We start from the raw sequence: 10,522 nt of genomic DNA, 5'->3' as shown, positions 1-10,522 counted from the left end.
TATATCTTTAACAGATAAAACTCACCTTAGAGACCTATTCGACAGAACTAAATTTCAAAATGACAAAGAACGTTTTAGGCTTAATGAGCCAAATTTGTTTAATTTTTAATAACGTCCCGATTTTAATGGGACACTAGTGATAATAGCTTTAAAATTACGTCAACATCCAAAAAAATTGTGGAATAGCCGATTACTTTTTCAGGCATTTATTCAGCTCTTGTACCAATAAATAGACAGTAGTACACGGATTTTGCTCATGATATGCTATGTTTTGATATTGCAAATGCAATCTCTCTGCATTTTGGAGAGCTGTTTTTTGAGTCGGCAAAAATATCTGATACAAGCTTTGGGAGAACGATTTTGTTTTACCCTCCTCTTCGTAGTTGCAATTTAATTCGGATGACAATATTTCGTAAAACTCGTTTCGAGTTACCGCTGTATTGTGAAATCGGCTATGTAGTACAAACCAAAGTTCAAAGGAATCATTCGAATAGGCTACGCGCAATCCGCTTTTGTGTGCCAGCTCAATAGCCTGATTGTAATCAAATGCTTCATTTACTTCACGCCTGATGTCATAATCGAATACAACCCAAAGCTGTCTGTCAGCATCGTAGTTTTTTTTGTCGTTTCAACAACTGATCCTTACTCAGCAATTCTAAAGCTTTTTCGACAAGTGCTGTTTTACTGCGACCTATTCCGATGGCCTCAACTTTGGTCTCGGTATTCACCGGAAAACTTTTAAAGTATTCTGGCTCGGTGTTCTCTCCTTCACAATAAATCCGGAAAAGGTTTCTGATGTCTAAATTCTTCAATTCACGATCTTGAGGCATCTGACGTACTGCCCAGGCTTTTTTTCTGTCTGTGGGTTTTATATAGGCCATTATTGAAAAAGTTTTTCAAAATTACCCAAGAAGGGAATTGCACCATACTTACCACGAATATAATCCTTCTCATAAGACGCATCGTTCCGCACTCCTTTAAAATCAGCCAACGAATAAACTACCGTTTGCGACAGCTTATTTTTCTCGGTGAAATAGATTTGATCTCGTCGCAGAAGGGAATTGTCCAGCAAATTAGTGTCGTGGGTGACAAAAACGAGTTGGGCTCCATTCGTATTCATTACCGGCGAATTAAACAGCTCAACAATCTTTTTTGTCAACAATGGGTGCACCCGTGCATCAAATTCATCAATAAACAACGCACCACCATCATTAAGGGCATCAATAATGGCCCCGCTATAATTAAAAAATTTCAACGTTCCATCAGATTCCTGGCTATCCATCAACAATTCCCGCACACCAACAACATCACCGTTTTCATCGAAAACCGGACGCTTAGAGAGCAAAAATTCCCACTTCTTATCTGCCAGCTTCATCCGTAATTCAACTGACGCCCCATCCGGCAAATCTTCCGTAGTGATTTGCTTATTGTTGATATCCTGAATTCCAAAGTCTGCCTCATTCAAAAGCGCGATAATCCGTTGTTTAATTGAGTCATCCTTTATCAATGCCATAGTTGATTCACGGAAAGCGGTATCGTTAACTCCTGCACTTATGCCAATACGAAACCTGAAAAAATCAAGAATCTGCTTTGAAACTTTACCATTAAAGGCCTTACATACATTCAGAAACAGATTATTTGAACTGGTTTTATCAATCAATCCCTTTCCCTCTTCGAACTTGTCTTCATTGATCTGAATTCTTGAGTCTTCACGTGTAAAAAAGTAAACTTCCTTTTTCCCTGGTGTTCCGAACAACCATTCGCTAACCACCATATTCTGCTTTACTTCAAAGCCATATCGGTATTTCACCCCATCCACAATAAAGGTCAGCTGGAAAAAGGTAGGTTCCTGGAAACTATTCTTGTCAAAGGCAAAGGGCTCAATAATTCTTTTGCCAACTTCATCATCCTGAAATGATGAATCGATGAATACGAACATGGTAATTAAGGCCTTGATCAGGTTACTTTTTCCACTGCCGTTGGCGCCATAAATGGCAACCGTTTTAAGCAAGGATAGTTTCTCTGAAACCGGAATCAAGTTGTGAATATCCAGTTCCTGATTTTTCGATTTAATAGGCGCTGCAATCAAACTCAACGTTTGGAGATCCTTAATCGAACGGTAATTTTTAACACTAAATTCGATGATCATATCTTCGTATATGTGATATTTTCACAAAAATAAAGATATCTAATCTAAAATACTTATTAAAGTTGAAAAATCACTAATTATTGGTTTATTGATTAAAAATTCAAGGCTAGTCAAATTTTCGACTAGCCTTGAATAACTAAAAATCCATATCCAAATCAAAATTGGTAAATCTGATATATTCCGGATGCAAGTGTTTTTCCTCAAGCGATTCAATTAATTGTTTCTTAAATCGTTCAATATATTCCTTGCCAATTTTGTTCTTCAAATCATAGTTTAATGAATCTTTGCAGCAAGATCTTGTCGTAGCCGGAATAGTCAATGTTTGATTCGAAAGACATAACCTTCTGTTTCGTCGGACTCAAAACGAACTGCGTTGTAAGCATTGGCCCCAGCTCGTTTACCCATTCAAATTCCGGGGCTCCGCCAAATCGTTGCAAGACAGAAATAGCTCTTTTTAGGTGCTCCGCCTCTGTTTGATTTAAAGGTTTACTGTTGATCGAAAAGCTTCTATCATTATATCGGTAATATGCTTTCTTGCCGTCGCGGATGGCTTCAATGGGAGCATCATAACCTTTCTCGCTCTTCATAAATCGAATATCATCACGGAGTTGTCTGGTTTTGATCCCCTCCAATTTGGGATCAAAATCCCATATGGCCTCATTAACAGCATCAATAAGATCCTCAAGATAGTATCTCCTTTGGAAGTTTCTAAAACATTTGTCCAGCTCATTGTAGCGTAATACTGCATTTTTATTGGTAGCCATCTTTATACAACGGGAGATAAAATTATGAAAACAAAGAGGAAATAAAATTAGTGAAACTTCACCGACTGACAAAACACACCTAATGCTATTGATTTACAAAAAGCACATTTAACTACTGGTAACTATAGATCCAGAACTAACAGGTTTGTTTTTGAATGAAACTGAGATCAAAAACACTCAGTGACATTACCACATTAACTTCCACTAAAACCAGACAAAGGAGCATTAGCCCCTTTGTGTAAAAACTAGATTTGTTCTTCCTCATCCCGGATTCCCATAGGGTGTATTTTACTATCGTTTGTCTCCTTGGGTTGCTGAATAAATACCATCGCTATTGGCTTAGTTTTGTTGCAGCTTGTTAATGTTGGAGTATTTTATATTGAACTATTCAGTACTTTACTTTAGCAGTAAACGCATTGACAAGCATAAACTTATCTTCCATTTTTATGTGTATAAAAGTTTATGCCTTGAATAAGCAGAGCCTGCCCGATCAGACTGGGAACAGGCATATCATGCAAAGTAAAAAACAGAGGCAAAATAAACCCATCTGGCTTCATGTTGCCAAGGAACAGTTCGATTACATAATAAATCTATGAATACCGCAGTCCGTAGCGAAAACCTAATCCTCCCTGCCTGATTCCCAAAAAATAGGCAGAAAGGCAGTTGATTTACTTTTTGGATTCTTCTATCGAAACCTGACGGAATTCTTTCAAAAGCTTAGTCAACTCTAAACTGGCCTTACGAGCACGAATTCCGGCGGCTTTGTTTCCATTTTCAAGTTGAGAATCCGAATTCTCCTGAAAAGAAGCAATCTCAGCATTGATTTTTCCTAAAAGTTCTTTCATAACGTGACTTACTTATTTTTTAATTCTATCAAAAATAGAATCTTATCAGCAACCAATAAGCCTCGTTGAATAATTTTGCTGGAGAAGATGAGATCGACTTGGAGAATTTAAAAGCTGAGATAAACTCGAAAAAAGATTGAGATTGGGCCAGCAAACAAGCCAAAAACCCAAAAGCGTTCCTTAATTCGTTCCTTAAAACGACAAAAGCCGCATGAACTGCGGCTTTTTGTACCCCGGACGGGATTCGAACCCATGACCTACTGCTTAGAAGGCAGTTGCTCTATCCAACTGAGCTACCGAGGCATCCTTGTATGTTTTGCTTTTTGAGTACTGAAGTTCTTTTGTTCGACCTGCAGCTTTCCGAAAGCGGTTGCAAAGATATAAAAATATCAAAAAAAGCAATGATTGGAACGGTAATTTTTCCGTTCCAATCACCACTACCTGAAATTACACCAGGTGAATGTTATTCTTCCGACACTGGTCGTACATTTCGTCGGGCCAAATACTCGATTGAATTTCACCAATATGCGCTTTCCTCAGAAAATACATACAAATGCGCGATTGTCCAATTCCTCCGCCAATGGAAAGCGGGAATTCACCAGCCAACAAACGTTTATGCCATAAAAGCTCCGATCGTTCTTCGGTGCCGGTGAGTTTCAATTGCCGCAAAAGAGCCTCCTGATCGACCCGAATGCCCATCGATGAAATTTCGAACGAGCTTTGTAAAACCGGGTTCCAAATCACGATATCACCGTTCAGTCCTTTATAGCCTTTACTGTTTTCGGTCGACCAGTCATCATAGTCGGGCGCGCGACCATCGTGTTTCTGCCCGCTTGGAAGCGCTCCTCCAATTCCGATAATGAATACGGCGCCATATTTTTTCGCCACTTCGTTTTCCCGTTCTTTCGAAGAAAGCGACGGATACTCAGCTTCTAAATCTTCGGCATGAATAAACGTAATCTCTTCGGGCAAAATGGGTTTAATTTGTGGATAATGCTCATAAACGAAAAACTCGGTTCGCAGTAAAACGGTGTGTATTTTACGGACAACTTTCTTCAAAAAATCCAGGTTTCTTTCTTCCTGAGTTATCACCCGTTCCCAATCCCATTGATCGACATACAGTGAATGAATGTTGGTTAGCTCCTCATCCGGGCGAATAGCGTTCATATCGGTATAAATACCGTACCCCGGATCAACCTCCAAATGCGCCAAAGTCATCCGTTTCCATTTCGCCAGCGAGTGAACCACCTCCGCAACACGATCATCTAATTCCTTCACCGGAAAAGCCACCGGTCGTTCAATTCCATTTAAATCGTCATTAATGCCGGTACCTTTCATTACAAACAGCGGAGCAGTAACCCGGCTCAGTTTTAGCTCTGACGATAAATCCTGTTGAAAAAAATCTTTCACCAGCTTTATGGCTTTTTCGGTCTGTTTCAAGTCGAGGTGCGACTTGTAGTTTTCTGGAAAATATAGTTTCATAATGTCAAAATATTATGGTTGAAATCTTTAATAGAATTCCTTCGGCTTAAATTTAACAAGAATCCTTTCGGTTTTATTTAAAATGTCTTTTTTAATCCGCCCGCGAGATGGAATCCCATAAAATCGGAACAATCATCAGTGGGTAAAAGGCATCTTTGCTAAAGTTGTTATTTTTGCGCCGGAATGAATGGATATACAAAACGCAATATTCTCAATCTCTACCTGATAAAGCTTGCCAAATGGTTCAATCTGGTGATGCCGGTTGTCGTGCTTTTTTACCAAAACAACGGACTGAGCATGCAGCAAATCTTTTGGCTCAAATCTATTTATTCGGTGGCTATGGTTGCTATGGAAATCCCTTCGGGCTACATGGCTGATGTTTGGGGGCGAAAGAAGACCTTGCTTTTGGGTGCTATACTAGGAACCCTTGGCATGGCTCTTTACAGTTTTTCGTACGGATTTTGGGCCTTTGCACTCGCCGAGATTGTACTCGGAATTGGCTACAGCTTTATCTCCGGCTCCGACTCGGCCTTGCTGTACGATACAATGAAATCGGCTCAACGCGAAAAAGACTACATGAAACAGGAAGGATGGATTACCTCGGCCGGAAACTTTGCCGAAGGGATTGCCGGTGTTTTCGGTGGTTTGCTGGCAACCATGAGTTTACGGCTGCCTTTCTACGTGCAGTTTGGCGTAGCGGCCATCGCTATTCCGGCAGCACTGTTGCTTGTCGAACCAAAATCCCGAATCGACTCCACTAAACCAACATTCAACTCAAGCCTCCGAACGATTCGTGAAATGCTACAACATCGGCAACTACGGGCCGCATTGCTTATTTCATCGTTTGCAGGCACTGCTTCGCTCACCTTTGCCTGGTTTGTTCAGCCTTACTTTAAAGAAGCCGGCTTGCCGGTGTCGCTGTTTGGATTGATGTGGACTTTGCTCAATCTTTCGGTTGGTATTTCTTCGGTTTTTTCCTATAAAATTGAACGAACTGTTGGGCGTCGATACGCGCTGCTCATTATTATATTGGGTTTCGGACTGGGTTTTTATCTGGCCGCCTGGGAAGTTAGCCTCATTGGCATTGGCCTGCTGTTTTTCTTCTATTTAATTCGAGGAATCGCCCACCCCATTTTGAAGGATTACATCAATCGATACACCCGCTCCGAAGTTCGGGCGACTATCTTGTCGCTTCGGAATTTTGTCATTCGGATTGTGTTTGCCATTATCGGTCCGGCTTTGGGGTTCCTCACCGACCGGTTTAGCTTGTCGCTGGCACTGCTGGCCACCGGAACGGGCTTCATGATTAGCGCTTTGCTGTGCATCAAACCATTGTGGAATCCCGATCCTCACACACACACCGACAGCCCGTCGTAAGCCAAATGGACATTGGGCGGCAGCAGTTGTTCAACCTCATCGTGCAAGCCCATCAGGTGCGAAATATGCGTCAGGAAAGCCTTTTTCGGCTTTACTTCGTCAATCAGTTGCAGTGCTTCTTTTAGGTTAAAGTGTGAAATGTGTTTTTCCAGGCGAAGAGCATTCACCACCAAAACATCCAGTTCACGTAGTTTTTCTTTCTCGGCGGGTTCAATTGAATTGATGTCGGTAAGGTAAGCAACCGAACCTATTCGGAAGCCAAAAACCGGCAACCGATGATGAAAGGCGCGAATCGGAACAACCGGAACATGCTGTACATGGAAGGGTTCATTCTCGATCAGATGAAGGTTCATTTGCGGAATCCCCGGGTATTTATTCACTTCAAACACATAATCGAACACTCGCTTTAGCGCCAATTGTACACGTTTTTCAGCATAAATATCGGTTGGATGGCCTTGCACCCAATTGAAAGCACGAATATCGTCGAGACCAAAAATATGATCGGTATGCTCGTGAGTAAGTAAAATTGCATCGAGGCGCCGCTGCCGAACACGCAACATCTGTTGCCGAAAATCTGGCCCGGCATCAATCAACAGTTTCAAGCCGCCAACCTCAACCAACAACGAAGAACGTAGCCGGTTATCCTTCGGATTCTCCGACTGGCAAACCGGGCATTCACAAGCAACCACCGGCACTCCCTGCGAGGTTCCGGTTCCAAGAAATTCAATTCGTATTTGAGGTGTTTGTTCCATTGGACAGTGCCAAAACTACAAAAATTTGAAATGAGGAGGCTGTCCGTTTAAATTAATTAATTTTGAAGAAAAAAAATTTGCATGGCCAATTTGTACCTAATTCCAATCACTTTAGGTGAAAGCGAACTCAACACGGTGATCCCCGTTTCACATCGCGAAACTATTCTTTCGATCTCCCATTTTATTGTGGAAAACATTCGAACTGCACGGCGATTTTTAAAGCAGGTTGATCGGGAAATCGATATCGACAGCCTTCACTTTTACGAATTGAACAAGCACACCGACAAAAACCAGCTACAGGCCTACCTCGAGCCTGTAAAACAAAATTTTCATATCGGTATCATGTCCGAAGCCGGCTGTCCGGGAGTCGCCGATCCGGGTGCCGACGTAGTTCGTATTGCCCATGAAAAAAATATCAAGGTGATTCCGTTGGTTGGCCCCTCCTCTATTTTACTGGCCATGATGGCTTCAGGAATGAATGGTCAAAACTTCGCGTTCAACGGATATCTGCCTATAAAAAAGGACGAAAAAAGCCGACAAATCAGCTTCCTTGAAAAACGTATCTATAGCGAAAACCAAAGTCAGCTGTTTATTGAAGCGCCTTATCGCAACATGCAGCTTTTGGAAGACCTGCTGCAAACTTGCCAGCCACACACCAAACTTTGTATTGCCTGCGATCTTACCCTGGAAACAGAGTACATTAAAACCCAAACTATTGCCGAATGGAAACGGTCGAAGCCAGACATTCAGAAACGCCCGTCGATTTTTGTTCTGGGGAAATAAAGGATGAAACAGATCACTACAACTCACCGATAAAATGAATTTAAAATCAATCCGTTACGAGATAAGAAAAGAAACGAAGGAAAAACCACTGCTCAAGGTTTTATTGGGCTGGGTATTCCTTTCATTTTTAGGAATTGCAGTTATTAAAACGGTGATCCGTCCCCGCCACCTTCAGCTGTCTGAAACGCTTGACTTTTTACAGGGCACGTTGCCAAACTTTTTTGCAGCTACCATGTTTAGTGCGCTGGCATTCGTTTATTATCCGGCTTTTTTCAAATCATACAATCGCTTAAATTGCCGACTGACCTTTGCACTCGTATTCTCGTTCTTCGGATTGACAAGCTGGGAATTCATTCAATATTTCATGGGTTATCCGATCGACTATTTCGACCTGATTATGACTGCATTGGGAAGTTCCGCTACGATCCTTCTCATTCTTCTGCTTCGACTAAAATAACAACATCAACCGCTGGTTTTTGCAACAGTATTTACAGGCTAACCCGACGAATTGCCGGACTGTCATTCTGAATTGACCGGGCATATTTAACGGCCGGTTTTCCAAAAGCCAAAACAATTGCCACCTCGTGGTTTTCCGGAATTCCGAGCCGGGCTTTCATTTCCGGAGCAACATCTTCAAAAGCGTATTTGGCAAAACCATCCCACAAAGTACCAATTCCGTTGGTATTGGCCAGCAAATCAAAATAGGTCATTGCAATACCACAGTCCATAAGGGGGAAAGTGCCCTCCTTTGGAGCTGAAGTAATCAGCAGATGTGGTGCATCGCGAAAAATCACATCAATTTGTTTGGTCTCCCACACATTCTGAAAGTTGTTCAGATAAAGATGTTGGGCCGGAATCCGCTCCTCTTCAAAGGCCTTTTTAATGCAATTGTATGTCAATTCGCGCAGCTTCATCATATCGATTTTATTATCGACGACTGTAAACTGCACCGCATTTTCGTTTTTGGCTGTTGGCGCGTATGAGGCCATCGAAACTAAGCGATGAATCAGCTCCGGATCAACTTCCTCGTCCGCAAACTTGCGAATGGAGCGCCTGGTCTGCATCAGGTTTTCCAACGCCACGGTCTCCGGAATAGCTGAAGTCGCAGGAATACTGGCTTCCGGGTTCTTTCCCCATATCGACAGCGCTGCCGTTGGACAAACGGCCAGACAATGCTGACATTTTAGACAGTTAGCCTCCTTCCCTTCTTTTATGGTTGGGAAGTCCGTTTTATTGTTGATAATCAGCACCGGACAATCCGAGCTGCACAGTCCGCAATTGATACACTTGCTCTCATCAATTTTAAAATCCATCTTCGTTGAGTTTGTTACCTGTTTCATTTTTAATCACCCGATTTATTTGCGTTCACTTCCAATTTTTGTCACCAAACTCATCTTGCTCATCACATGCTCGTAAGCTCCTTTCGAATGCGGAATGGTACAATCACTGCAATCTTTCACACCGTGTGAATATTTAAAATTTCCGCCACATTGGTCCTTCAACATATACAGAGGGCAAAAACAAAAAAGGCAATTAAACTCAGCCTCGTCCTGCACCTTATGACAGGGGAAAAACTCGCAGGTTTTGTGTTGGGAAAACTTATAGTTCTCGGTCGTGAATTGAAATTTCATTTATTGCTTGTTCGTTGTTAATTATTTCCGGCACCAGTTCAACCAAGATGCTTTCACAAGAATCAGGTTGAAGGGATTACGGATTATCGTTTTTTTCTTTCAATCTATGCGGTCGGCAAATCTAATCGAATGCTCAGGGTTAGCCAAGCTTTTTAAGCCAAATACCCTTCAAAACAACAAATAAAATAAATGACCAAGCATGTAACAGGGCGCTATACACTTGGTCAATACTATTTTAAGAAAAGCGATGAATTCCTACTTCAGATTCGCTAAAGCTTTCAATATTTCGTCGGGTTCGGCGCGGTTTCTATAATCGGCATCCAGGAAGGCATATCGGATAATTCCATCCGTATCAATCACATACGTGGCAGCCAAAGGCAATTCGTTGCTTTCGTCACCATTGTAACCATTCATATCGAAAGCGTTGTCGTAAATATCAGCAACTTCTTTGATAAGTTGGTACACCACACCATATTCTTTCGCGACTTGATTACCAACATCGCTTAAAACAACAAATTCAAGTTGATGCTTTTCGGCCGTACTCAACGATTTGTCGGGCAGCTCGGGAGTGAGAGCAAGCAATGTTGCACCGGCTTCCTTAAACCTACTTTATGCAATAGAGAATAGAAAAATCTACAGAAAGCTTTAATTTAGAGGTATTCTATAACCTATTACATTTCACCCATATGGTTAATCTTCCTATCGAGTATTCCGATAAAAAAGTAACTCCATTTGGAGG

General features: G+C 41.7%; 12 protein-coding genes, 1 tRNA gene and 1 pseudogene. 3 read left to right on the top strand and 11 right to left on the bottom strand.

Annotation, left to right across the window (positions count from 1 at the left end; genetic code table 11):
- Positions 1-190: 190 nt before the first annotated feature.
- From ABZD21_RS19330 to asnA, 7 genes are all read right to left on the bottom strand, one after another.
- Positions 191-571 (bottom strand): RloB family protein, encoded by a 381-nt coding sequence (locus ABZD21_RS19330; protein ID WP_372776774.1) that lies wholly within the window; start codon positions 569-571, stop codon positions 191-193.
- A 31-nt stretch (positions 572-602) separates the two neighbouring features.
- Positions 603-881, bottom strand: a complete 279-nt coding sequence (locus ABZD21_RS19325; RefSeq protein ID WP_372776773.1) for a hypothetical protein — start codon at positions 879-881, stop codon at positions 603-605.
- Positions 881-2,149 carry an ATP/GTP-binding protein gene (locus ABZD21_RS19320; RefSeq protein WP_372776772.1) on the bottom strand — a complete coding sequence of 423 codons (1,269 nt, stop codon included), beginning with the start codon at positions 2,147-2,149 and terminating at the stop codon, positions 881-883. Before ABZD21_RS19320 ends, ABZD21_RS19325 begins: the two co-directional genes overlap by 1 nt.
- A gap of 266 nt (positions 2,150-2,415) precedes the next feature.
- A complete protein-coding gene (locus ABZD21_RS19315) occupies positions 2,416-2,913 on the bottom strand; it encodes a hypothetical protein (RefSeq protein ID WP_372776771.1) in 498 nt (165 codons plus the stop codon).
- Between the two features lie 668 nt (positions 2,914-3,581).
- Positions 3,582-3,758, bottom strand: a complete 177-nt coding sequence (locus ABZD21_RS19310; RefSeq protein ID WP_372776770.1) for a histone H1 — start codon at positions 3,756-3,758, stop codon at positions 3,582-3,584.
- Positions 3,759-3,987: 229 nt separating this feature from the next.
- Positions 3,988-4,061, bottom strand: a tRNA-Arg gene (locus tag ABZD21_RS19305).
- 144 nt (positions 4,062-4,205) lie between these two features.
- Entirely contained in the window at positions 4,206-5,240 is a 1,035-nt protein-coding gene (asnA, locus tag ABZD21_RS19300; protein ID WP_372776769.1) for an aspartate--ammonia ligase, read from the bottom strand.
- Between the two features lie 183 nt (positions 5,241-5,423).
- Here asnA and ABZD21_RS19295 point away from each other — a divergent pair, with 183 nt between their 5' ends.
- Positions 5,424-6,617, top strand: a complete 1,194-nt coding sequence (locus ABZD21_RS19295; protein ID WP_372776768.1) for an MFS transporter — start codon at positions 5,424-5,426, stop codon at positions 6,615-6,617.
- Here the strand turns inward: ABZD21_RS19295 and ABZD21_RS19290 are convergent.
- Positions 6,590-7,369 carry an MBL fold metallo-hydrolase gene (locus ABZD21_RS19290; RefSeq protein WP_372776767.1) on the bottom strand — a complete coding sequence of 260 codons (780 nt, stop codon included), beginning with the start codon at positions 7,367-7,369 and terminating at the stop codon, positions 6,590-6,592. The two genes, ABZD21_RS19295 and ABZD21_RS19290, sit on opposite strands and share 28 nt — an antisense overlap.
- Positions 7,370-7,450: 81 nt before the next feature.
- On the opposite strand from ABZD21_RS19290, the gene ABZD21_RS19285 reads away from it, so the two are divergent.
- Both ABZD21_RS19285 and ABZD21_RS19280 read left to right on the top strand, forming a co-directional pair.
- Positions 7,451-8,152 carry an SAM-dependent methyltransferase gene (locus tag ABZD21_RS19285; protein ID WP_372776766.1) on the top strand — a complete coding sequence of 234 codons (702 nt, stop codon included), beginning with the start codon at positions 7,451-7,453 and terminating at the stop codon, positions 8,150-8,152.
- A gap of 34 nt (positions 8,153-8,186) precedes the next feature.
- Complete coding sequence (locus tag ABZD21_RS19280) at positions 8,187-8,609, top strand: hypothetical protein (protein WP_372776765.1); 423 nt, start codon at positions 8,187-8,189, stop codon at positions 8,607-8,609.
- Between the two features lie 31 nt (positions 8,610-8,640).
- On the opposite strand, the gene ABZD21_RS19275 is transcribed toward ABZD21_RS19280, so the two are convergent.
- The 3 genes and pseudogenes from ABZD21_RS19275 to ABZD21_RS19265 all read right to left on the bottom strand — a co-directional run.
- Complete coding sequence (locus tag ABZD21_RS19275; protein ID WP_372776764.1) at positions 8,641-9,492, bottom strand: nitroreductase family protein; 852 nt, start codon at positions 9,490-9,492, stop codon at positions 8,641-8,643.
- 15 nt (positions 9,493-9,507) lie between these two features.
- Positions 9,508-9,783: a cysteine-rich small domain-containing protein gene (locus ABZD21_RS19270; RefSeq protein ID WP_372776763.1), complete on the bottom strand. Its 276-nt coding sequence runs from the start codon at positions 9,781-9,783 to the stop codon at positions 9,508-9,510.
- A 255-nt stretch (positions 9,784-10,038) separates the two neighbouring features.
- Positions 10,039-10,377 (bottom strand): annotated as a pseudogene (locus ABZD21_RS19265) (redoxin domain-containing protein); the annotation flags it as partial.
- Between the last annotated feature and the right edge of the window lie 145 nt (positions 10,378-10,522).

Origin of the sequence: Mangrovibacterium sp., assembly GCF_041596335.1 — a bacterium.
Classification (GTDB): Bacteria; Bacteroidota; Bacteroidia; order Bacteroidales; family Prolixibacteraceae; genus Mangrovibacterium.
Note: the sequence above shows the minus strand (reverse complement) of the source record. Positions and strands in the feature narration are given on the sequence as shown.